Here is a 25,646-nt window from a genome sequence, read left to right as displayed (position 1 = left end):
TTATTTTAAAGTGTTTCCTCCTTTTGCTCCTGTTCGTATTCTATAAACCTCATCAATTTGCGAGACAAATATTTTACCATCACCAACCTCTCCAGTAGACCCTGATTCTAAAATGGCTTTTATGGTTACTTCTTCAAAATCATCATTAACAACTATTGATAAATAGCGTCTTTGTATATCACTTGTACTATAAGAAACCCCTCTGTATACATGACCTTCTTTTTCGTTACCTAAACCTGTAACATCCCAATAAGAGAAGAAGTTTACGCCAACTTCATGCAATGCATTTTTAACTGCAGAAAATTTAGATTTTCTGATTATTGCTTCTACTTTTTTCATAATTAGTTTTTGTTAGAATTTATATATCGCTGCCAAAACAAAAGAACCTAAGCTTTTTGTTGCCATTAAATCTGTATCAATAAAATCGTCTTCAGAACTACTATCCAATCTAAATTCTGGTTTAATAATTAAGTCTTCGTCAATAACTAAGCTTCCTGTTAATGTCAAACCAATAATACTTGGGTCGTCATCCACAGATTCGCTTTGCGTTTGAAAATATTCTCCTCTTAATCCAATTGTAAATGTGTCGCTAAGACCATATTGAGGATACAAGTCTACCCCGTAAAACCCTTCACCATCATTGTCTGCATAAGCTGCATTAATACCTATAAAAAAGTCGTCTGAAGCATCAAAACCTCCAGTGTAATCTACTTCAAAACCTAAACCTGCATCATCACATAAAAGGTTTAAAAACTGACCACTATATCCTAATTGCGCACCTACCGCATAACTCCCATCTGGGTTAAACTCCGTAACATCCGTTTGATTAAACACACCAAGCATTAGGCTAAAATCTTCAGACAACGTAAAATCTGCTTTTATACCTGTATGAGAAAATGGTCCATTAGAAAATAAATAAGAGGTACTATAATTAAAGTTTCCTGCGGGTGCAATAACTTCGTAACCTAAAAAGGTATTAAACTTACCTAATGTTAATTTTGTGTTTTCGCTAATATTATAAAAAGCAAACAATTGATTTAATACGGTTGCACTAGCCTCTTCTCCTCTTGGACCAAAAACCAAATCGGCAACTGCACCGACCCTACCTTTTTCATAAGAGGCAATTATATTTCCCATTCCTAATGAAAATCCCGCAGTGTTTGCAAAAGACGTTGTTGGAGCAATTTGATTATCATCGTTTGGTGCTGTAAAATTGGTTCTGTAGTATGCATCCACACTACCTTCAAAAGCAAACTTTTTTTCTAGTGTATTAGAATCCTTTTGAGCAAACAATGTTGTTGCAACCAAAAGAAGCGATAAAGTCAGTAATTGTTTCATAAAAATTGGTATTAAATTGGTTGGTTAATATCCCAAATCTATGTTAAAATTTATTTAGCCCCTAAAAAACAAGGGGGTATAGCTTCATTTTTATTATAATTTTATTTTTAACCCTGTTTTTTATAGGGTATCATAAATTACACCTCTATTTTTTAATAATACCGCATTGTTAAATTTGAGTAATTATCATAAAAACTGATATTTTTTTGAGTTTTATTTAGTTTTTTATATTTTACGCAAACGTTTTCGCAATAAAACAATCTATTTAATACATATTTCTCTTTGATGATTTATTAGTTTAATCCGCATAAAATTGTTTAAAGTGTATTATATAATAGTCTAAATCAGAATATCGAAAAAGTGTTTCTACTTTTTTCAAATTCCATTACTAGCGTGTATCTTACAGTTGTAATAAGGCACAAAAAGCCTTTAAATTTTACTTATTATGCTTAAAAAACAAGGACTTTATTTACCGGAATTTGAACACGATAATTGTGGTGCAGGATTTATATGTAGTTTAACCGGAAAACGATCTAACGATATTATCCATAAAGCGCTTGAAATATTAGTAAAATTAGAGCATCGTGGCGCTGTAAGTTCCGATGGAGTAACTGGAGATGGTGCAGGTATTTTAATTGATATTCCGCATAAATTCTTTAAGATTTTCTGTGAGTTTGATTTACCTGAAGCTGGAGAGTACGCAGTCAGTAATGTTTTCTTGCCAAGAAAGGAAAATCAACGTCAATATTGTATTGATGTTTTTGAAAAAGAAATACAAAATCAAGGCCTTAAATTAATTGGTTGGAGAGACGTACCAGTTAACAGTAAAGTTTTAGGTGAAATTGCAAAAGTAACAGAACCTTTTGTAAAACAAATTTTTATAGGAAAGGCTAGCGATGCCCAAACCGAAAGAGAATTTAACATAAAATTATATGCTGCACGAAAAATTGCAGAACACACTATATATGATTCTAAATTATCCGAATCAAAATTCTTCTACCTACCAAGTCTATCTACTAAAATCATAATATTTAAAGGCTTACTAATGCCAGAACATATTAACCAATACTATTTAGACTTATTCAACTCGGCTTTAGACACTAGACTAGCATTAGTACACCAGCGTTTTTCCACTAACACATTTCCAACTTGGGATTTAGCACAACCTTTTAGATATATCTGTCATAATGGAGAAATAAATACGGTAAGAGGTAATGTATCACGCATGTTTTCTCGCGAAGAAATCATGGAAAGCCCATTATTTGGAGATGATATTAAAAAAATAATCCCTACTATTTTAAGAGGGAAATCAGATTCTGCAACCCTAGACATGGTGGTTGAGTTACTATTAATGACAGGACGCTCGCTTCCAGAAGCCATGATGATGTTAGTACCCGAAGCTTGGGAGAAAAACCCACACATGTCGGATTCTAAAAAAGCGTTTTACGAATACAACTCCTGCCTAATGGAACCTTGGGACGGACCAGCTTCAATCCCATTTACAGACGGTAATTTTATAGGTGCTGTTTTGGACCGTAACGGATTACGACCATCACGATACACAGTTACCAAACAAGGAAATGTTATTATGTCTTCAGAAACTGGCGTTGTAGATATTGCTCCAGAAAACATAGAATTCCATGGTCGCTTAGAACCAGGAAAAATGTTTTTAGTTAACATGAGCGAAGGGCGCATTGTTAATGATGAAGAAATTAAAGAAGAAATAGCTGCAAAACACCCATACAGACAATGGTTAAACGAAAATCTAATACATCTTAGAGATATTGAAGCTAAAGAAGGACATATTAAATATGACGAAATAGAACTTAAAAAACGTGAAGTCGTTTTTGGCTATACGGAAGAGGATTTAAACACCATTATTCGTCCTATGGCACAATTAGGAAAAGAGCCTATTGGATCCATGGGAAGCGATACTCCAATTGCTATTTTATCAGAAAGACCACAATTAATTTACAACTACTTCAAACAGTTATTTGCTCAAGTTACCAATCCACCTTTAGATGGTATTAGAGAAGAGTTAATTACAGATATAAGCTTAACACTAGGTAGTGACGTTAATATATTTGACATCAATGCAGAACACTGTAAAAAATTAAAAATCCAAAATCCAGTTATCTCTAAACACGATTTAGATAAGATTAGAGATTATGATACTAATCCTGATTTTAAAGTCGAATCTATTTCGATGTTATACGAAGTAAATCGTGGATTAAATGAGCTTGAAGTCGCACTAGAAAACTTAGTCACTAAAGCTTCTAAAGCTATTGATAATGGCGCAAACATTATTATTTTATCAGATCGATTTGTAGACGAAAATCATGCACCAATTCCAGCACTTTTAGCTTGCTCTTACGTTAATCATGCGTTACACAAATTAAAAAAACGTTCTAGAATTAGTTTAATTATTGAATCTGCAGAACCTCGTGAAGTACACCACTTTGCACTACTATTTGGTTATGGTGCAAGTGCTGTAAATCCATACATTGTAAACGAAATTGTACAAGAGCAAGTCAACAATGCAGATCTTACAGATTTAGAATATTTAGCTGCCATTAAAAACTACAACAAAGCAGTTGGAAAAGGAATTTTAAAAGTAATGAACAAGATTGGAATCTCCACCTTAAACTCTTATCGTGGATCTCAATTGTTTGAATGTATCGGAATTAAAACCTCAACAGTCGAAAAATATTTTCCAAACACACCAACACGTATTCAAGGTATTGGCTTAAGAGAAATAGAACAAGAAATTGTGAAACGCCACAGAAGGGCTTTTCATAAAAACACAGAACCACAAATTGAAGTTGGAGGAGATTATAGATGGAGACGCGGACAAGAAAAGCACATGTTTAACCCATTAACAGTTGCCAAACTTCAGGAATCGGTAAGAACCAATAAAGCCTCTACATTTAAGGAATTTTCAGAATTAGTCAATAATCAATCTAAAAACCTAATGACTATTAGAGGCTTATTTGAATTTGATCAATTTGACCCAATTCCATTAGAAGAAGTAGAACCTTGGACAGAAATTGTAAAACGTTTTAAAACAGGAGCCATGTCTTATGGTTCGATTAGTAAAGAAGCACACGAAAACTTAGCGGTTGCCATGAACAGAATTGGAGGAAAATCTAACTCTGGTGAAGGTGGAGAAGACCAAGAACGTTTCTATAAAAGCTCACAAGGAGACTGGAGAAACTCAGCAATCAAGCAAGTCGCTTCTGGGCGTTTTGGAGTGACTTCAAATTACTTAACAAGCGCAAGCGAAATTCAGATAAAAATAGCACAAGGTGCAAAACCCGGAGAAGGCGGTCAATTACCCGGACCAAAAGTAAATCCAGAAATTGCAAAAACAAGAAACTCGACACCTTATGTTGGTTTAATCTCACCACCACCACATCACGACATTTATTCTATTGAAGATTTATCGCAATTAATTTACGATGTAAAATCAGCAAATAGAGAAGCCAGAATTAATGTAAAACTAGTATCAGAAATTGGTGTTGGTACAGTTGCAGCGGGAGTTGCTAAAGCAAAAGCAGACGTTATTTTAATTGCTGGTTTTGATGGCGGGACAGGTGCAACACCTTTAACCTCACAAAAACACACTGGTTTACCTTGGGAACTTGGCGTTGCAGAAGCACAGCAAACCTTAGTGATGAATGATCTTAGAAATCGTGTAGTTTTAGAATGTGACGGACAACTAAAAACAGGTCGCGATGTCGCAATTGCTTGCCTACTTGGCGCAGAAGAATTTGGTTTTGCAACAGCACCTTTAGTAGCTTCAGGATGTATCATGATGCGTGTATGCCATTTAAATACATGCCCTGTCGGTATTGCAACTCAAAACCCTGACTTACGTAAAAAATTTAAAGGAAAACCAGAACACGTCGTTAACTACATGTATTTTGTAGCACAAGAATTACGCGAGATTATGGCAAAATTAGGATTCAGAACTATTAATGAAATGGTTGGACAATCTCAAAAACTAAACAGAAATAAAGCTATAGATCATTACAAATCTTCAGGAATTGACTTAACACCAATCTTACACAAAGTAGAAGTCGCGGAAGATGTACAATTATACAACACGTATTGTCAAGACCACAACCTGAATGTGCACTTAGATTTTAAAATAATCAAACAAGCACACCAAGCTTTATTTAGAAGACAAAAAACAAACTTAGCCATGCCTATTACAAATATAGATAGAGCAGTTGGAGCGATAATAAGTAACGAAATTTCCAAAATTTATGGTGCCGATGGTTTACCTAAAGACACTATAGATATTGACTTTACAGGTTCTGCAGGACAAAGTTTTGGAGCTTTTGCAACCAAAGGTTTAAAATTCACCGTACACGGTAATACCAATGATTACTTAGGTAAAGGTTTATCAGGTGCCAAATTAATTATTAAAGTACCAGAAAAATGCACCATTATTCCGGAAGACAATATCATTACAGGAAACGTAACACTTTATGGTGCAACCTCTGGAGAAGTTTATATAAACGGTAAAGCTGGTGAGCGTTTTTGTGTTAGAAATTCTGGCGCACAAGCAGTAGTTGAAGGTATTGGAGATCACGGCTGCGAGTATATGACTGGTGGAGTTGCTGTTATTCTTGGTACTGTAGGTCGAAACTTTGGAGCAGGAATGAGCGGAGGAGTTGCTTATGTTTTAGATGAAAAAGGAACCTTCAAACAAAACTGCAATTCCGAAGATTTAAATATCGATCCAATTGAAAACGAAGCTGACACGATTCAGTTAAAACAATTAATCGAAAATCATTTTGAAGCAACAGGAAGCCCGTTAGCAGCACGTATTTTAAAAGACTGGAGTAATTACCTTCCTAAGTTTAAAAAAGTGTTGCCAGAAGAGTACAGGCAAGCCTTAGTAAGATTAGAACAAGAACAACTAGAATTAGCGTAAATTATGGGAAAGATAACAGGATTTTTAGAGTTTAAGCGTGAGAACGAAAGTTATATCGCGCCAGAAAAACGCATAGAAAATTACAAAGAATTTACGGTTCCGTTACCAGAAAATCATTTGAAAGACCAAGGCGCACGATGTATGGATTGCGGAATTCCGTTTTGCCATAGTGGTTGTCCGCTTGGGAATTTAATTCCAGATTTTAACGATAAAGTCTATCAAGGAAAATGGAAAGAAGCTGCTGAAATTTTACACAAAACCAATAACTTCCCAGAGTTTACAGGACGTTTGTGCCCAGCACCCTGCGAAGAAGCTTGCGTACTTGGTATAAATGAAGACCCAGTAACCATAGAAAATATTGAAAAAAACATAGTAGAAACCGCCTTTAATGAAGGTTGGATTACTGCACAGCCACCAAAAGTTAGAACCGAAAAAACCGTTGCTGTTATTGGCTCTGGACCAGCAGGATTAGCTGCTGCGCAACAATTAAATCGTGCAGGACACACTGTTACTGTTTTTGAACGTGACGAAAAAGTAGGAGGCTTATTACGTTATGGTATCCCAGATTTTAAAATGGAAAAAAACGTAATAGATAGACGTGTTGCTGTTTTAGAAGAAGAAGGTATTATTTTTAAAACCAACGTACATGTTGGTGTTAATGTGGATGCAAACAAACTGAAAGATGACTTTGATGCTGTTGTGTTATGTGGAGGCGCTACAGTAAGACGAAGCATTCCCATTCCTGGAGCAGACTTAAAAGGCGTGACTCAAGCGATGGATTTTTTAAAAATAAATAATCAATACGTGGATGGTTTAGTGGATTTTAAAGACGTGATTTCTGCTAAAGGAAAAGACATTATCGTAATTGGTGGTGGAGATACAGGAAGTGATTGTATAGGAACTTCTAATCGTCATGGCGCAACTTCTGTGACTAATTTTGAGATTTTAAGCAAACCTTCTGAAGGCAGACCAGCAAATCAACCTTGGCCTTACTGGCCTATGAAGTTAAAAACAACCTCATCGCACCAAGAAGGTGTCGAACGTTTTTTTAGCATTTCAACTAAAGAGTTTATTGGCGACAAAAAAGGAAACTTAAAAGGCTTAAAAACAGTTGAAGTCGAATGGATTTTTACTCCAGGAGAACGACCACAACTTAATGAGGTGGAAGGCACGGAAAAAGAATGGAAATGCGACATCGCATTATTAGCACTTGGATTTACAGGCGCTGAAAAAACTTTAGCTGATCAGTTTGGTTTAAAAATGGATTTTAGAACCAATATTGAAGCTACAACAAAGGATTACAAAACAAATATCCCTGGTGTTTTTGCAGCTGGAGACATGCGTCGTGGACAATCGCTGATTGTTTGGGCTATTTCTGAAGGAAGACAAGCTGCACATCATATTGACACGTATTTAATGGGAGAATCTAGCTTACCTTTAAAAGATGATAGTGATTTGCCTCGAGTTTAACTAAACACAACTCTTTGTTATATTGAGCACAGTCAAAATGCTATCTAAAATTAAACCTTAAGGTTTTCGACTGCGCTCAAACTGACAGTGATATAGCTAAAATACTTTCTTGTTTTGAACGACTATTCACAAAGGGGAATAAACTTAAATTTAATCATACAGAAGTAGGGTTTTTTCAATTTCAAGAATCAGTACAAAAACTAATGTCACATTGAGCGCAGTCGAAATGCTAATAAAGCCTAAATCATAAGATTTTCGACTACGCTCAAATTGACAGTTATAAACCTAAAACGTTACTCAGGATACTTCCCACGAATCCCATCTAAACACAAATTACCAACACTACCAACATGCGTGTGTTGTTTAGATGTATCTGGCACATAAGTTCCGCTTTCAACTTCGCCTCCAATTTTTTTATAGGCTTCTCTAAAAGGCATGCCTTCTACTACTAAAGTATTAATATTATCTACTGTAAATAGGTATTGATACTTTGCATCGTTTAAGTCTATTTCTTTAACAATGACTTGCTGAATAGCGTAATTAATAATATCTAATAAGTCTTTTACATCTTCAATTGCTGCAATAATATTTTCCTTTAACAACTGAAAATCTCTATGATAACCACTTGGTAAATTATTGGTAATCAAAACCATTTCGGTATGCAATGCTTGAATCTTATTGGCTTTCCCTCTAATAAGCTCAAACACATCAGGATTCTTTTTGTGCGGCATAATACTGCTTCCAGTCGTTAACTCATCAGGAAAAGCAATAAAGCCAAAATTCTGACTATTATACACGCAAATATCCATTGCAAAACGCGCTAACGTATTACACACACTACCTAAAGCTAAAGCAATGGTACGTTCACTTTTTCCTCTGCTCATTTGCGCAGCAACAACGTTGTATTTTAAAGTAGCAAAGTTTAATTCTTTAGTCGTTAATTCTCTATCAATAGGAAACGAACTTCCATAACCTGCTGCAGAACCTAATGGATTTTGATCTACGGTCTTCAAGGCTGCATTTAACAAGTATACATCATCAATTAAAACCTCAGCATAAGCAGAAAACCACAATCCAAAAGAAGATGGCATAGCTACTTGTAAATGGGTATAACCAGGAAGCAAAGCGTCTTTATGCATTTCAGCCAAACCTAAAAGCGTATCAAAAAACGTTTTTGTTTTCTGATTGATTTCCTTTAAATTCTCTTTGTAATACAGCTGAAGCGCAACTAAAACTTGATCGTTTCTAGATCGTGCTGTGTGGATTTTCTTTCCGACATCACCTAAGGTTTTAGTCAGCTCATATTCAATTTTAGAATGTACATCTTCAAAGGACGCTTCGATAACAAAGGCTCCGTTTTCTATAGTTTCCGCAATAGCGTGCAAACCATTTTTAAGCTGTCCTAATTCTTCCGAAGAAACAATGCCAATAGACTCCAACATTATTGCGTGCGCTAAAGATGCTTGCACATCGTACTTTGCAATGTGTAGGTCAATTTCTCTATCGTTTCCAACAGTAAATTGCTCTATTTTTTTATCGATACTTATTCCTTTGTCCCAGAGTTTCATAATTTATTTTTTTTGTCTCCTCGAGCGCAGTCGAGAGGTCTTTAATACTAATAGGTCTCGACTGCGCTCGACCTGACATTACAGTACTTTTTCTAATAATTCAATATATATTTTAATCCCTTCTTCAATCTCATTCAAGTAAATAAACTCATCTGCAGAATGTGAACGCGTGCTATCTCCTGGTCCTAACTTTAAAGACGGACAACTCAATACTGCCTGATCCGATAATGTTGGCGAACCATAAGTGCTTCTACCAATTTCTATTCCTGCAATTACCAATGGATGATCGATTGGAATGGATGACGAATTTAATTTTATACCTCTAGGAATAATACTATCACAAGGCGCTTCCTTTTGTAAAATATCAACAATGTCTTGGTTAGAATATTTATCATTTACACGCACATCAACCACCAATTTCACATCTGCAGGAACAGCATTATGTTGCTTTCCTGCGTTGATTTGTGTTACTGTTAACTTTACCGCTCCCAAAGCTTCCGACGCCTTATCAAACGTGTAATTTTTAAACCATTCTAATACCGGAATTGATTTATAAATCGCATTATCGTGATTTGGATGCGCAGCGTGACTTGGCGTTCCTTTTACGATTGCATCAAACACAACTAAGCCTTTTTCGGCAACAGCCAAATTCATTAAAGTCGGCTCTCCAACAATAGCAACATCCACTTTTGGAATGACCGACAACATACTATTTAACCCATTTTCTCCGCTGCTTTCTTCTTCTGCGGAAGCGACAATAACTAGATTATAATTTAGGTCTTTTTTATCATAGAAATAGGCAAACGTTGCCAACAAACTCACCAAACACCCTCCAGCATCATTGCTTCCTAAACCATATAATTTTCCGTTTTCAACAATAGCTTTAAACGGATCTTTGGTATAACCATTATTTGGTTTTACCGTATCATGATGCGAGTTTAACAATAGCGTTGATTTACTATCGTCAAAATACTTATTGGTTGCCCAAACATTATGATTGGTTCTTTTAAAAGGAATATCCTGTTGCACAAACCAATGCTCGATATGCGCTGCTGTTAGACCTTCTTCTGAAGAAAACGACTGCGTTTCTATCAATTGTTTTAATAAAGCAATTGCTCTTGTTGTTAGTTTTTCTATCATTTTGAAATGGTTGTATGTTTATTATTTTTATCGAAAAGCATTTCTGATTTACCAATACAAACTTTTTGAACTTGATTATTTACAGCATAAAAACAGTTATTTAATTTTGGCAACATGCCTTCATAAATAATACCATTTTCAATTAACGGTTGGTAGGTTTTAGTGTTGATGTTTTGGATAATAGAATCGTCATTATTTACGTCTTCTAAAACACCATTTTTTTCGAAGCAATAATATAATTCAGTTTTATATTTTGTTGCGAAACCTATTGCTAATTCCGAAGCAATCGTATCTGCATTTGTATTTAATAATTGTCCGTTTTTATCATGTGTAATTGCACAAAACACAGGTGTAATCGCATTGTTTAAAAGAATTTCTAACGTTTCTGTATTTACCTTTTTAACATCTCCAGCAAAACCATAATCAATAGGTTTTGATGGTCTTAAATCCGAAACTATCGTGTTGCCATCCGCTCCTGAAAAACCAATAGCATTACAATTATTGGCTTGTAATTGTGCGACTATAGTTTTATTAATTTTTCCTGCATACACCATTGTAATAATATCTAAAGTTACTTGATCGGTTACGCGTCTTCCGTCAATCATTTTAACCTCAACTTGCATTTGTTGTGCTAATTTGGTTGCTAATTTCCCTCCACCATGCACTAATATTTTAGGAGTATCTATAGTCGCGAATGCTTTTAGGAACTGCTGTAAAGCGTTATCATCATCGATGATGTTTCCTCCAATTTTTATGATTTTTAGTGTTTTCATGCTTATTCTTCTTTTGATGTGATACTGAAATTAATTCAGTATGACGTGACGGTTAACATTAGCTTATTACCTACTTTAAAACCTCAGTCGTCAAGCTGAACTTGTTTCAGCTTCTCATTATTAGCTTTTTGTGTGATGCTGAAATGAATTCAGGATGACGTGACGGGTTAACATTAGCTTATTACCTACTTTAAATCTTCAGTCGTCAAGCTGAACTTGTTTCAGTTTCTCATTATTTGCTCCTTTTGTGATACTGAAATGAATTCAGGATGACGCAATCGTATTGACGTAACCTCTTTTCTTATTTTAAAACCTCAGTCGTCAAGCTGAACTCGTTTCAGGGTCTCATTATTAGCTTCTTGTGTGATGCTGAAATGAATTCAGCATGACGTGACGGGTTAACACTAGCTTATTACCTACTTTAAAACCTTCAGTCGTCAAGCTGAACTTGTTTCAGCTTCTCATTATTAGCTTCTTGTGTGATACTGAAATGAATTCAGCATGACGAAGTAAGACCAAGTCATATGTTTCAATTAAAAGATTGCTTCAATCGTTCCTCATTCGTAATGACGTTTACAATTTCTCCAAAATCTGTTTCAATATAATTTGCGCAGCAAAAGTTCTATTATTAGCTTGTTTAATTACAACAGACTGCTCACTATCCAAAACCGCATCTTCCACAACCACGTTACGTCTTACAGGCAAACAATGCATAAATTTTGCATGACCCAACTTCGCTTTTGTCATCATCCAATTCTTGTCTTGACTCAGTACTTTTCCGTAGTCTTTATAATTACTCCAGTTTTTAACATATACAAAATCGGCATCTTTTAAAGTCTCTTCCTGATTGTGATTTATTGGTGTGTTTTTCGTGATTGCTTCGCTTAATTCATAATCTTCAGGATGTGTAATGGTTAAATCTACATCCATATTTTGCATCATTTCTACAAACGAATTCGCAACCGCTTGTGGCAATGCTTTTGGATGTGGCGCCCAAGACAATACTACTTTAGGTTTCGTTTTTTTAGATAATTCGGTAATCGTAATTGCATCAGCCAACGCTTGTAAAGGGTGCGCTGTTGCACTTTCCATATTTATAATTGGCACTGTTGCGTATTTTACAAAACTGTTCATCACAAACTCACTTTCATCCTTTGTCTTATCTGTTAAACTTGGGAATGCTCTCACAGCAATCACATCTCCATATTGCGAAATTACCTGCGCTGCTTCTTTAATGTGTTCTGATGTGTTTGCATTCATGATTGTGCCATCTTCAAATTCTAGGTTCCAAGCGTCGTTTACGTTTAAAATCATCACGTCCATTCCTAAGTTTTTCGCAGCTTTTTCTGTGCTTAATCGCGTTCGTAAACTGGAATTAAAAAACAGCATGACTAATGTTTTATGTTTTCCTAAATCTTCGAATTTAAAAGGATTCTTTTTTAGTGAAATCGTGTCTTTTATAGTTTCTTGAAGATTTGATATGTCTTTTATTTTTGTGTATTTTTTCATGTATTTATTATTCTCGTCTCGCTGAATGTGTTTTAATTTCTCACTGTTATGTGATTCTGAAACTAGTTCAGAATGACGTTACGTTTTTAATTGTCTTTTTACAACCTTTTAGTATTCAATAAAACTCATATTTTAAAGTAACTACTCTCAAATATTCACAACTCTCGTCAAGCTGAATTTATTTCAGCTTCTCATTATTATGTGATTCTGAAACCAGTTCAGAATGACGTTGCTCAAGCTAGCCTTGTAACTCACTTTTTAAAGCCTCAAAAAGCAAATCGACATGTTCTTTTTTGATAGTTAATGGCGGAAGAATTCGTAATAAATTAGGGTTCTTCGCGCTTCCTGTAAATATCTTATGATCGAAAATTAGCTTTTTACGAAGGTCAGCAATCGGAAAATCAAATTCCAAACCAAGCATTAATCCACGTCCTTTGATATTTTTTATTGCTGAAATTTCTTTTGCTTTCTCAATAAAATAAGCTGAGATATCTTTAGCATTTTGCATTAAATTTTCTTCTTCAATTACTTCCAAAACAGTAGAAGATGCAATACAAGCCAAGTGGTTTCCACCAAAAGTGGTTCCTAACAAACCAAAAGAGGCTTTAATATTTGGATGAATTAAAATCCCACCAATCGGAAAACCATTTCCCATACCCTTCGCTATAGAAATAATATCAGGCATCACACTATATTTCTGAAATGCAAAGAAATCGCCAGTTCTTCCAAAACCAGATTGCACCTCATCTGCAATAAAACACGTATTGTATTTTTTACATAGCACATCCAAACCTTCGTAGAAAGTTGCAGTACTTTCATCTAAACCTCCAATGCCTTGAATACATTCTATAATTACTGCACAAACATCGTTTTTAACCAATGCTTTTTCTAAAGATTCTAAATCACCTAATTCTAAAATTTCAACTTCTTGTTGTGCATTAATTGGCGCAATGATTTTTGCATTATCTGTTGCTGCAACTGCTGCAGAAGTACGACCATGGAAGCCATTTTTAAAAGCAATCACTTTTTTCTTTCCATTATGGAAGGATGCCAACTTTAAAGCATTCTCGTTAGCTTCTGCTCCAGAATTACACAAAAACAACTCGTAATCTTTACAACCTGATAATTGCTCTAATTTATTCGCTAATTGCACTTGTAATGGATTCTGAATCGAATTACTATAAAACCCTAATTTGGCAACTTGATCAGAAATGGCAGTCACATATTTTGGATGAGAATGCCCAATAGAAATCACAGCATGTCCACCATATAAATCTAAATATTTGGTGTTATTTTCATCAAAAACAAAGACATCTACAGCCTTTACAGGTGTGATATCAAATAATGGATAGACGTTAAATAAACTCATATCTGCTCTTCTTTTATGGTATTAATTTTGTTAAACGAGGCAACCATACCTTGTATTAATGACGAACTCAATCCTTTGTGTTCCATCTCATTCAAACCTTCAATGGTACACCCTTTTGGAGTCGTTACTCTGTCTATTTCCTCTTCTGGGTGATTGCCATTAGTAATCAATAAACTTGCTGCACCTTCACTGGTATACATCGCTAATTCTTGTGCTTCTTTTGCATCAAAACCTAACTGAATAGCAGCCTGCGTAGTTGCTCTAATTAAACGCATCCAAAACGCCACACCACTTGCGCAAACTACAGTAGCAGCTTGCATTTGACTTTCCGGAATACTTAACGAATGTCCTAAACGATTAAAAATAGCTTCAGCAATTTTAATGCGTTTTGCGCCTTGCTCATTACTACACAAACACGTCATGGATTTACCAACTGCAATTGCGGTATTTGGCATCGCACGAATAATAAATTTATCTGCACCAACTTGCGCTTCAATCTTAGGAATTAGAAAACCTGTAATGGTCGAAATCAAGACGTGCTTCTCTGTTAATCCTGGCTTAATATCATTTAATATTTGCTCAAAATGTGCTGGTTGCACTGCAAAAATTATAATATCAGATTGTTTTACAGCTTCGGTATTATCCGTTGTTAAATGCACATTTTTATAACCATCAAATTCTTGAATCTCATCCAAATTCCGTTTGGTTAAATACAAACTAGTAATCGCATTGTTGGTAATCAACCCTTTTGCGATAGACTTTCCTAAGTTTCCTGTTCCTATAATTGCTATTTTCATTTGTTCGATTTTTTTGTCATTACGAAATAAGAACGACTGAAGTAATCTTTTTAAACAGATTGCTTAAGGTTTACTTCGTTCACTCGTAAAGCTCGCTATGACTATTATCTTTTTAATTAAACGTTCTTTTTACTAAGACCTTTCGACTGCGCTCAAGGTGACATCCTTTTATTGTTTGGGCGTTACCACAAGGGTCGCGTTTTCCGTTATATCTTTTTTGCCTTGTTCTCGATACAAATTTGCTCATGCTTCACAAATTCACTCGAACTGACGTCAAAAAAGGATGCCACTTCAACCGCGAACGCAGCTGCAGTACTTTTAAAAATAAGTTGCTTTCAATTTTAAACCTTCTGTTTCATCAAAACCAAACATTAAATTCATGTTTTGAACAGCTTGTCCCGAAGCGCCTTTTAATAAATTATCAATAATGCTAGTGACCAATAATTTGTCTTCATGTTTATGCAAATGAAGCATACACTTATTGGTATTTACTACTTGTTTTAAATGAATCTCCTCATCCGAAACCACAGTAAAAGCAGCATCTTTATAAAACGCGTTATACAATGCTTTTGCGTCTTCCAAGCTTCCTTTAAACTTAGTGTACATGGTTGCAAAAATTCCTCTAGAAAAATCACCACGATTTGGCATAAAGTTAATCTCCGAATTAAAGTCTGACTGCAACAGTTTCACAGATTGATTAATCTCTCCTAAATGTTGATGCGTAAAAGCCTTATAATGCGAAAAATTATTATCTCGCCACGTAAAATGTGTGGTTGTCGATAATGATGTTCCTGCTCCCGTTGCTCCTGTAACCGCATTAATATGTACATTGTTTTGCAAAACTTCAGCTTTAGCTAAAGGCAATAAAGCCAACTGAATAGCAGATGCAAAACACCCTGGATTTGCAATATAATTCGCTTTTTTAATCGCTTCTTTATTTAATTCTGGTAAACCATAAACAAACGTTTTACCTTCAAAAATGGCGTCTTTAGTTAATCTGAAATCATTACTTAAATCAATAATTTTAGTTTCAGCAGAAAATGAATTGTTCTCTAAAAATACTTTAGAATTTCCGTGACCTAAACACAAAAACAACACCTCTACTTCTGAGTTAACTTGACTTGAAAATTCCAAATCCGTACTGCCAATTAAATCTTGATGTACTTTAGATATTTTGTTGCCAGCATTTGACGTACTGTAAATAAAATTGATATTTACTTTTGGATGATTTAACAACAATCTAATAAGTTCTCCAGCTGTATAACCTGCACCTCCAATGATTCCTATTTCTATTTTTTTCATTTCGATTCTTTTACTTTACCATTCTTCGCTTAACACTTCGACTGCGCTCAGTGTGACACAAAACAACAATTTGCTTTAATTATCATTTTTGAGATACTGAAACACATTCAGCATGACTAAAATCAAAAATTTACTTGTTGATAAATCTTATTTTGGTTACCAACTATTTTAATAAAGCCTTTAGCCTCCTCAGCAGTCCAACCTTTATTTTCTTCGCCATAACTTCCAAACTTTGCATTCATTAAATCATGTTTAGAGCTAATTCCGTCTACGGTAAAATAATATGGTTTTAAGGTCACAAAAACATCTCCCGATACTTTGTCTTGGCTGCTTTGCAAAAAGGCTTCCATGTCTCGCATTACAGGATCTAAATATTGCCCTTCATGCAAATGCATTCCGTAGAAATTTGACATATAATCCTTGTGTTGTAATTGCCATTTGGTCAACGTGTGCTTTTCTAATAAATGATGTGCTTTTATAATCACCAAAGCTGCTGCAGCTTCAAAACCAACACGCCCTTTTATACCAACTATTGTATCTCCCACATGTATATCTCTACCAATTGCGTACGCTGATGCTAGATTGTTTAAGACTTTAATATTTACGTCAGATGCGTTTTCAATTCCGTTTACAGCAACCAATTCTCCTTTTAAAAAGGTTAATGTAACTTTCTCTTCTTCCGCATGTTTTAATTGCGAAGGATAGGCACTTTCCGGTAGTGGTTTTTCTGATGTTAATGTTTCTTCTCCACCAACACTTGTTCCCCAAAGTCCTTTATTAACAGAATATTTTGCCTTTTCCCAAGACGCATCGATACCGTTTTCTTTTAAGTAATCAATTTCTTGTTGTCTGCTTAAACTTCCGTCTCTAATTGGCGTGATGATTTTAATATGTGGTGCCAACGTTTGAAAAATCATATCAAAACGCACTTGATCGTTTCCTGCTCCTGTGCTTCCGTGTGCGATATATTCCGCATCAATACTTTTTGCATATTCGATAATTTCGATAGCTTGAATAATACGTTCTGCACTTACAGATAAAGGATAGGTATTGTTCCTCAAAACATTTCCGAAGATTAAATGCTTAATCACTTTATCATAATACGATGCAATTGCGTCAATATTTTTATAGGTTGATACACCCATTTTATAAGCATTAGCTTCGATAGTTTTAATTTCTTCATCAGAAAAACCACCCGTATTTACGCTTACCGCGTGCACATCGTAACCCGCTTTACTTAAACTTACTGCGCAATAGGACGTATCTAATCCACCACTATATGCTATGACTAATTTTCTCTTTCTGTCACTTTCTGACATCTTTCCAAAAGGGAAAGCATTATCGGATTTATTCGCTTTTTTCATTCTTTTCTTTTTTAAGGAACATGGATTGCTTAATATTTTTCAATCTAGTCCATACTTTTTTATCATAATTATGACTGTGTGTTGTTTTAGTTGTTTTTGAATCTTCTTTTGAAGGATCATACAACATCCCTGTACACAAGCACATTTTTTGTTCTGTTCTGGTTAAAACATCAAAGTTTTTGCAGGTTTGACAACCATTCCAAAAAGATTGATCGTCTGTTAACTCGGAAAACGTAACCGGTTTATAACCTAAGTCGCTATTCATTTTCATAACCGCTAAACCTGTAGTAATACTAAATACTTTAGCATCCGGAAACTTGGTTCTAGAATGCACAAATATTTTCTGTTTGATCTGTTTAGCTAAGCCAATGTTTCTAAAATCTGGATGTACAATTAAACCAGAATTAGCTACAAATTTGCCATGACCCCATTGTTCGATATAACAAAATCCAGCAAATTTATCGTCATCTAATGCGATAACAGCATTGCCATTTTCCATTTTGGTAATGATGTATTCTGGCTTACGTTTTGCAATCCCAGTACCTCTAACTTGAGCAGCATCAGCAATAGTGTTACAAATAATATCTGCGTAAATACTATGCGATTTATCAGCAATAACAATTTCCATTGTAATTGAATTTTAAATTAAAAAATGTAATAATTTTTGTTTTTGAAAGCAGAACCGGACTCACCTTAGTTCTATAAATAGAAGTACACCCTAAGGGCGACGACGAAAAATTGGACGTAGGATTGTCCTGTTATTATTTCTAATAACTGTATTTAAAAAAGAAACTATTTGTATTGAATTGTTCACTGTTTGAAAAAAAATAAAAACTATTAACTAAAAGCTTGAAGTATGCGTATTAGCGACGTCGTCTGCGTAATAGCAAACTTGCGGGTCTTTCGTTTTTATTTAGTGTTGTAAACATGATGCAAACGTATAATTTATTTTGATACAAAAGTTGATTTTGTTTCATTTTTGATGAATTTTTACGAATTTGAGTGTATTTAAGGTCATAATTGTCAAAATCACACTAAAAACTGAAATAAATCTGGTTTATCATTTAGATAATCTCCATAAAAATTATGACGTTTCATTTTAGTAATTAATGGCTCTAAATCGTTTGGAGATTTTAACTCAATTCCAACTACAGCAACATCGTTTTCACGGTTTGCTTTTTTTGTGTATTCAAAATGAGTAATATCATCTGTATCACCTAAAATATCAACAACAAAATCTCTTAATGCTCCTGAGCGTTGCGGAAACTTAACAATAAAATAGTGTTTTAAATCGGCATGCAATAATGCACGCTCTTTAATTTCGGCAGTACGCGTGATATCGTTATTACTTCCGCTAATAACACAAACTATATTTTTACCTTTAATTTCTTCTTTAAAATGCTCTAAAGCAGATAAGCTTAAAACTCCCGCAGGCTCTGCTACAATCGCTTCTTTATTGTATAAATCTAAAATGGTTTGACAAATCTTACCTTCATCTACGGTAACCACACGATGTAGCGTCTCTTTACAAATGGCGAAATTTAAATCACCAACACGCTTAACCGCAGCACCATCTACAAAGCTATCAATTTCTTCTAGTTCCGTGTTTTTATTATTTCTTATAGACGTTAACATGGAAGGTGCACCTTTTGGCTCGACACCTATAATTTTTGTTTGTGGTGATAATAACTTAAAAACGGATGATACCCCTGAAGACAAACCACCACCTCCAATAGGCACAAAAACGTAATCTATTGGATGAGATTCCGTTTGATCTATAATTTCTAGACCAACCGTTGCTTGACCTTCAATCACTTTTTTATCGTTAAATGGATGAATAAACGCTTTATTTAAACGTTCGCAATCCTCCATTGCTGCATGATACGCATCATCAAACGTGTCGCCAATTAAAACGACTTCAATATACTCTTCGCCAAACATTTTTACCTGTTCCACCTTTTGATTTGGTGTTGGAGAAGGCATAAAAATAGTTCCTTTTATTTTTAATAATTTACAGGACAATGCCACACCTTGCGCATGGTTTCCTGCACTTGCACATACAATTCCTTTTTCTGCTTCAGCTTCAGTTAAAGACGACATTTTATTATAAGCACCTCTAATTTTATAGGAACGTACTTGCTGCAAGTCTTCGCGTTTAAACATGATATTTGCTTCAAATTGCTTGGAATATCGCATGTTTGAAATTAAAGGCGTTACGGTTGCAACGCCTCTTAATTTTTCGGCAGCAGCCTCAACAGCTTCTAAAGTGGGCCTGTATGTTGTTTTAGTTTCTTCCATTTTTGATGAGATCCTGAATCAAGTTCAGGATGACAGTATTTTATTTTGTAAATGAAACACTTCGACTGCGCTCAGTGTGACAAGCTAATTAGCTTTTACGCTAAAACTGATGCTTCCGTCTTAACATCTGATTTTATAATCTTCATTGCTGTCATTGCTGCTCTTAATCGTTTTCCGACTGCTTCGATTGGATGATTTCTAATCGCATCGTTTACTGCAATTAATTCGATATTATCAACGCCTGTTGTAGCAGAAAATGATTTACCAATTATATCAGTTTCAACCGTTTTCATAAAATCGGTTAATAACGGTTTGCAAGCGTGGTCAAATAAATAACAACCATATTCTGCCGTATCAGAAATGACTCTGTTCATTTCAAATAGTTTTTTTCTAGCAATTGTATTCGCTATTAATGGTAACTCGTGAAGTGACTCGTAATACGCAGAATCTTCAATAATTCCTGCACTTACCATAGTCTCGTAAGCCAGTTCTACACCAGACTTTACAAATGCTACTAATAATGTCCCGTGATCAAAATACTCTTGTTCAGAAATATGATCCGTTGTTAATGCTGTTTTCTCAAAAGCAGTTTCACCAGTTGCAGCTCTCCATTTTAAAAGATTTACGTCATCATTTGCCCAATCCTCCATCATAGTTTTTGAGAAGTGACCTGAGATAATGTCGTCCATATGCTTTTCGAATAAAGGTCGCATGATTTCTTTTAATTCTTCAGACAATTGATAGGCTTTAATTTTTGCTGGATTGGATAAACGATCCATCATATTTGTAATTCCACCATGTTTTAAGGCTTCAGTAATCGTTTCCCAACCAAACTGAATCAATTTTCCAGCATAACCAGGCTCAATACCTTCTGCCACCATTTTATCGAATGACAAAATCGCACCTGTTTGTAACAACCCACATAAAATAGTTTGCTCTCCCATTAAATCACTTTTCACCTCAGCAACAAAAGACGATTCTAACACTCCTGCACGATGACCACCAGTTGCAGCTGCATAAGCTTTTGCCTGAGCCCAACCTTTATTTTCTGGATCGTTTTCTGGATGTACAGCAATAAGTGTTGGCACACCAAAACCACGTTTATACTCTTCTCTAACTTCTGTTCCTGGGCACTTTGGCGCAACCATAATTACGGTAATATCTTCTCTTACTTTAGTGCCTTCTTCAACAATATTAAATCCATGAGAATAACTTAATGTTGCACCTTTTTTCATTAAAGGCATCACTGCTTTTACCACGTTTGTATGTTGTTTATCTGGCGTTAAATTCAAAACCAAATCTGCAGTAGGAATTAACTCGTCATAAGTCCCAACAGTAAATCCGTTAGAATTAGCGTTTTTAAAAGACTCTCGCTGCTCATCAATCGCAACCTGTCTTAATGTGTATGAAATATCTAAACCAGAATCTCTCATGTTTAAACCTTGGTTTAAACCTTGTGCGCCACAACCAACAATTACAATTTTTTTCCCTTTTAATGCATTTACACCATCTTCAAACTCTGAAGCATCCATGAATCTACATTTACCTAATTGATCTAATTGATTTCTTAATGATAATGTGTTAAAGTAATTTGACATTGTATTATTTTTTAATGTTGGAATGCTTGTAGCATTGTTGATATTTTCATTTCTTCTTTAGATACTGCAATACGTCCCGAACGTGTAAATTGCATGATCCCAAAAGCACTTAATTCTCTATGTAATAATTCGATTTCTTCTTTACGTCCTGATTTTTCAATCACAAAAAAATCACGATTTACCGTTACAATTCTTGCGTTACTTTCTTTAATAATATTCTGAATTTGACGCTCGTCAAATAACAAACCAGATCTCATTTTAAAAATGCAAGACTCTTGATAAATAATCTCATCTTCTGTGTGGTAATAGGCTTTAATAACCTCCACTTGTTTTTCAATCTGACCAATTATTTTTTTGATATTATCTTCGGACATATTAACTACGATAGTAAATCTAGACACGCCATCAATTTCTGAAGGAGACGTATTTAAACTCTCGATATTGATATGCCTTCTTTGGAATATTGCTGAAATTCTATTCAACAATCCTATATTGTTTTCAGTATAAATAGATACTGTATATAATTGTTTTTCTGCGCTCATATTATTCTAATCTTACTTCTGAAACTGACGCTCCTGTTGGTATCATTGGGAATACATTTCCTTCCTTTTCTACACAAACCTCTAAAAAATAAGGTCCATCTGTGTTTATCATTTTGGCAACTGCCCCCTTTAAATCTTCCCGTTTTGTTATTTTTTCTGCTGGAATAGAATACCCTTTAGCAATAGCGACAAAGTCCGGGTTTGTCATTTCGGTTGACGCGTAACGTTTATCAAAAAACAGTTGCTGCCACTGGCGTACCATTCCTAAAAACTCGTTGTTTAAAACCACTATTTTAACACCTGCTTTTTGCTGAAAAATGGTACCTAATTCTTGAATAGTCATTTGGTAACCACCATCTCCAGAAATTGAAATTACTTCACGCTCTGGAGCTGCCATTTTTGCTCCAATTGCAGCAGGTAGACCAAAGCCCATTGTTCCTAATCCGCCAGATGTAATGTTACTTCTGGTTTTATTGAAATTGGCATAACGACACGCAATCATTTGGTGCTGACCAACGTCTGTTACAATTGCTGCGTCACCTTTGGTTTGAATATTAATTTCTTTTAATACCTCAGCCATAGTTAAGCCTTCCTTTGTAGGATGCAAATCGTGTTTTATTACTTTTTCATATTCAATAGCATATAAATCTTTGAATTTTTGATGCCATTCTAGATGTGTTTTTTCTTCTAAAAGCGGAAGTAAAGCTGTTAAACTTTCTTTTGCATCACCTAAAACTGCCACATCTGTTTTTACATTTTTATCAATTTCGGCTGGATCAATTTCAAAATGAATCACTTTTGCCTGTTTCGCATATGTTGCCAAATTACCAGTAACACGATCGTCAAAACGCATACCGATTGCTATTAAAAGGTCACACTGATTAGTTAAAACATTTGGAGCATAATTACCATGCATACCAACCATACCAATATTTAAAGGATGAGATGTTGGAATTGCTCCTGCACCTAAAATAGTCCAAGCAGATGGGATTCCTGCTTTTTCTACTACAGCTTTAAATTCGGCTTCAGCCTGACCTAAAGACACGCCTTGACCCCAAACAATCATTGGTTTTTTTGCAGCATTAATTAATTTTGCAGCAGCTTTTACCGAAGTCTGGTCTAATTTTGGAATCGGAATATAACTTCTGACCCCTTTACATTTTTCGTATTTAAAATCGAACTCTTCAAACTGAGCATCCTTAGTAATATCTATTAAAACAGGTCCTGGACGTCCACTTTTAGCAATATAAAAAGCTTTAGCCATTGCCTCAGGAATTTGTGAAGCTTTGGTAACCTGACAATTCCATTTTGTAACTGGTGTAGAAATACCTACAATATCTGTTTCCTGAAACGCATCACTACCCAATAAATGCGAAGCCACTTGACCTGTAATACAGACCATTGGTGAGCTATCTATTTGTGCATCTGCAATACCTGTAATTAAGTTAGTTGCTCCTGGTCCCGACGTAGCAATTGCGACACCAACTTTACCAGAAATACGTGCATAACCTTGAGCAGAATGGGTTGCGCCTTGCTCATGACGTGTTAACACATGATGAATTTTATCTTGGTATTTATAAAGCTGGTCATAAACTGGCATGATTGCTCCTCCAGGATAACCGTAAAGAATATCAACCCCTTCAGCTAACAAACATTTTATAATAGCTTCGCTACCAGAAATACGCTCCGTAGTTTGCGTTGTGTTTGTTTCTTTTTTTATTGTTTTTGTATCCATATTAATCTTGTTAGGATTATTATATTTCTTGTTTAAAACTCGTCAGTAACACATCCTTTTGATGCTGATGACACGGTTTTAGCATATTTATACAACACCCCTCTTTTAAATTTTAAATCTGGTGCTCTCCATGATTGTCTTCTTTTTTGTAATTCCTCTTCAGACACTTCCAAAACAATGCTGTTTGTTTCAGCATCAATAGTAATCATATCACCATCTTTTACAAAAGCAATAGTCCCACCTTCTTGCGCTTCAGGAGTAATATGTCCAACAACAAAACCATGTGTACCTCCAGAGAAACGACCATCTGTAATTAGTGCGACATCTTTACCTAAACCTGCTCCCATAATTGCAGCAGTTGGCTTTAACATTTCTGGCATTCCTGGACCTCCTTTTGGTCCTTCGTAACGAATTACGACAACATCTCCTTTTTCTACTAATCCATCTCTTATGCCATCATTGGCAGCATATTCGCCTTCAAACACTTTTGCTTTACCAATAAAACTTAAGCCTTCTTTTCCTGTAATTTTAGCAACACTTCCTTCGGTTGCTAGATTACCATAAAGCATACGTAAGTGTCCCGAAATTTTAATTGGTTTTTCAATTGGCTTTATCACATCTTGACCTTCAGTTAAATCTGCAACATCCAATAAGTTTTCTGCAATTGTTTTTCCTGTAACGGTTAAACAATCGCCATGAATTAAGCCTTTCTTTAAAAGGTATTTTAACACTGCAGGAATTCCGCCAACAGCGTGTACATCTTCCATTAGGTATTTCCCGCTAGGTTTTAAGTCGGCTAAAAATGGTGTATTGTCACTTATATCTTGAAAATCTTTTAATGTGAAATCTATATCTGCTGCTCTTGCAATTGCTAAAAAGTGAAGTACTGCATTTGTAGAACCACCTAAAATAGTAACTAATCGTACTGCGTTTTCTAGAGATTTACGCGTAATAATATCTGAAGGCTTAATATCCTTTTCTAACAACACACGCATGGCTTCACCAGCTTTAACAGACTCTTCTTTTTTGGCATCACTTAATGCTGGGTTTGAAGAATTAAATGGTAAAGTCATCCCTAAAGCTTCAATAGCCGAAGCCATAGTATTTGCGGTATACATACCACCACAAGCTCCAGCTCCTGGACATGCTTTTTCGACTATATTTTGGTATTCTGTTTCTTCCATGGTTCCAGCAACTTTGCTTCCCCAAGCTTCAAAAGCAGAAACGACGTCTAATTTTTTTCCGTTATGACAACCAGAATCAATGGTACCACCATAAACCAAAATGGATGGACGGTTTAGCCTAATCATAGCAATTAAAGCTCCTGGCATATTTTTATCGCATCCAACAACTGTAATCAAACCATCATAACTCATGGCTTGCACAACGGTTTCCATAGAATCTGCAATAATATCACGAGATGGTAATGAGTAGCGCATGCCTGGCGTACCCATAGAAATACCATCACTTACACCAATAGTATTAAAAATAAGACCAATAATATCCTCGTTTTTAGTCCCTTTTTTTGTCAATTTTGCCAAATCATTTAAATGCATATTACAAGGGTTACCTTCGTAACCTGTGCTTGCAATACCAATAATTGGCTTAAAAAAATCTTCTTTAGTTAATCCAATAGCGTGCAACATAGCTTGAGCAGCGGGTTGCGTTGGATCTTGAGTGACTGTTTTACTGTATTTGTTTAATTCCATTTATGGTCTACTTCTATTTAAATAATAATCTAAAGTAGAGGTTTGACCTTTTATGGATATTCTATTTTTAAAACACAGACTAAAGTCAGGTCGTTAAAAAATTAATCAAAATACTGATAACCAATGCTTTAAGGAGAAGATATTATGACACCCAAGGCGCTTATTTTTATTTAAATACTTTGAAAAAGTGGG

Annotated in this window: 18 protein-coding genes; 2 read left to right on the top strand and 16 right to left on the bottom strand. The window is 35.1% G+C overall.

The window, feature by feature from the left end; all coding sequences use genetic code 11:
* Together B2989_RS10995 and B2989_RS10990 are read right to left on the bottom strand one after the other, a co-directional pair.
* On the bottom strand, positions 1-339 hold the full coding sequence (locus B2989_RS10995) for a P-II family nitrogen regulator (RefSeq protein WP_090836999.1): 339 nt from the start codon (positions 337-339) through the stop codon (positions 1-3).
* A 12-nt stretch (positions 340-351) separates the two neighbouring features.
* A complete protein-coding gene (locus B2989_RS10990; protein ID WP_292948305.1) occupies positions 352-1,338 on the bottom strand; it encodes an outer membrane beta-barrel protein in 987 nt (328 codons plus the stop codon).
* Between the two features lie 445 nt (positions 1,339-1,783).
* On the opposite strand from B2989_RS10990, the gene gltB reads away from it, so the two are divergent.
* The gene (gltB, locus tag B2989_RS10985) at positions 1,784-6,280 is read left to right on the top strand and encodes a glutamate synthase large subunit (RefSeq protein WP_292948303.1); all 4,497 of its coding nucleotides are present in this window, start codon (positions 1,784-1,786) and stop codon (positions 6,278-6,280) included.
* Positions 6,281-6,283: 3 nt separating this feature from the next.
* On the top strand, positions 6,284-7,750 hold the full coding sequence (locus B2989_RS10980) for a glutamate synthase subunit beta (protein WP_292948301.1): 1,467 nt from the start codon (positions 6,284-6,286) through the stop codon (positions 7,748-7,750).
* Positions 7,751-8,043: 293 nt separating this feature from the next.
* On the opposite strand, the gene argH is transcribed toward B2989_RS10980, so the two are convergent.
* The 14 genes from argH to ilvD form a co-directional block, all read right to left on the bottom strand.
* Complete coding sequence (argH, locus tag B2989_RS10975; RefSeq protein ID WP_292948299.1) at positions 8,044-9,318, bottom strand: argininosuccinate lyase; 1,275 nt, start codon at positions 9,316-9,318, stop codon at positions 8,044-8,046.
* 78 nt (positions 9,319-9,396) lie between these two features.
* Complete coding sequence (locus tag B2989_RS10970; protein WP_292948297.1) at positions 9,397-10,458, bottom strand: M20 family metallo-hydrolase; 1,062 nt, start codon at positions 10,456-10,458, stop codon at positions 9,397-9,399.
* Positions 10,455-11,231: an acetylglutamate kinase gene (argB, locus tag B2989_RS10965; RefSeq protein ID WP_292948295.1), complete on the bottom strand. Its 777-nt coding sequence runs from the start codon at positions 11,229-11,231 to the stop codon at positions 10,455-10,457. Before argB ends, B2989_RS10970 begins: the two co-directional genes overlap by 4 nt.
* Before the next feature lie 573 nt (positions 11,232-11,804).
* On the bottom strand, positions 11,805-12,740 hold the full coding sequence (locus B2989_RS10960; RefSeq protein WP_292948293.1) for an N-acetylornithine carbamoyltransferase: 936 nt from the start codon (positions 12,738-12,740) through the stop codon (positions 11,805-11,807).
* 238 nt (positions 12,741-12,978) lie between these two features.
* Positions 12,979-14,109, bottom strand: coding sequence for an aspartate aminotransferase family protein (locus tag B2989_RS10955; RefSeq protein WP_292948291.1), 1,131 nt, complete (start codon positions 14,107-14,109; stop codon positions 12,979-12,981).
* Positions 14,106-14,906, bottom strand: coding sequence for a pyrroline-5-carboxylate reductase (proC, locus tag B2989_RS10950; RefSeq protein ID WP_292948289.1), 801 nt, complete (start codon positions 14,904-14,906; stop codon positions 14,106-14,108). Before proC ends, B2989_RS10955 begins: the two co-directional genes overlap by 4 nt.
* Before the next feature lie 318 nt (positions 14,907-15,224).
* Entirely contained in the window at positions 15,225-16,208 is a 984-nt protein-coding gene (gene argC / locus B2989_RS10945; RefSeq protein WP_292948287.1) for an N-acetyl-gamma-glutamyl-phosphate reductase, read from the bottom strand.
* A 122-nt stretch (positions 16,209-16,330) separates the two neighbouring features.
* Positions 16,331-17,527 (bottom strand): argininosuccinate synthase, encoded by a 1,197-nt coding sequence (locus B2989_RS10940; protein WP_292948466.1) that lies wholly within the window; start codon positions 17,525-17,527, stop codon positions 16,331-16,333.
* A 28-nt stretch (positions 17,528-17,555) separates the two neighbouring features.
* On the bottom strand, positions 17,556-18,200 hold the full coding sequence (locus B2989_RS10935) for a GNAT family N-acetyltransferase (RefSeq protein ID WP_292948285.1): 645 nt from the start codon (positions 18,198-18,200) through the stop codon (positions 17,556-17,558).
* A 401-nt stretch (positions 18,201-18,601) separates the two neighbouring features.
* Positions 18,602-19,870: a threonine ammonia-lyase IlvA gene (ilvA, locus tag B2989_RS10930; RefSeq protein WP_292948283.1), complete on the bottom strand. Its 1,269-nt coding sequence runs from the start codon at positions 19,868-19,870 to the stop codon at positions 18,602-18,604.
* A gap of 95 nt (positions 19,871-19,965) precedes the next feature.
* A complete protein-coding gene (gene ilvC, locus B2989_RS10925; RefSeq protein ID WP_292948281.1) occupies positions 19,966-21,468 on the bottom strand; it encodes a ketol-acid reductoisomerase in 1,503 nt (500 codons plus the stop codon).
* Positions 21,469-21,479: 11 nt separating this feature from the next.
* A complete protein-coding gene (gene ilvN, locus B2989_RS10920; protein WP_292948279.1) occupies positions 21,480-22,010 on the bottom strand; it encodes an acetolactate synthase small subunit in 531 nt (176 codons plus the stop codon).
* Between the two features lies 1 nt (position 22,011).
* A complete protein-coding gene (gene ilvB, locus B2989_RS10915; RefSeq protein WP_292948277.1) occupies positions 22,012-23,745 on the bottom strand; it encodes a biosynthetic-type acetolactate synthase large subunit in 1,734 nt (577 codons plus the stop codon).
* Between the two features lie 32 nt (positions 23,746-23,777).
* On the bottom strand, positions 23,778-25,454 hold the full coding sequence (ilvD, locus tag B2989_RS10910) for a dihydroxy-acid dehydratase (protein WP_292948275.1): 1,677 nt from the start codon (positions 25,452-25,454) through the stop codon (positions 23,778-23,780).
* Between the last annotated feature and the right edge of the window lie 192 nt (positions 25,455-25,646).

Origin of the sequence: Olleya sp. UBA1516, assembly GCF_002323495.1 — a bacterium.
Lineage (GTDB): Bacteria > Bacteroidota > Bacteroidia > Flavobacteriales > Flavobacteriaceae > Olleya.
Note: the sequence above shows the minus strand (reverse complement) of the source record. Positions and strands in the feature narration are given on the sequence as shown.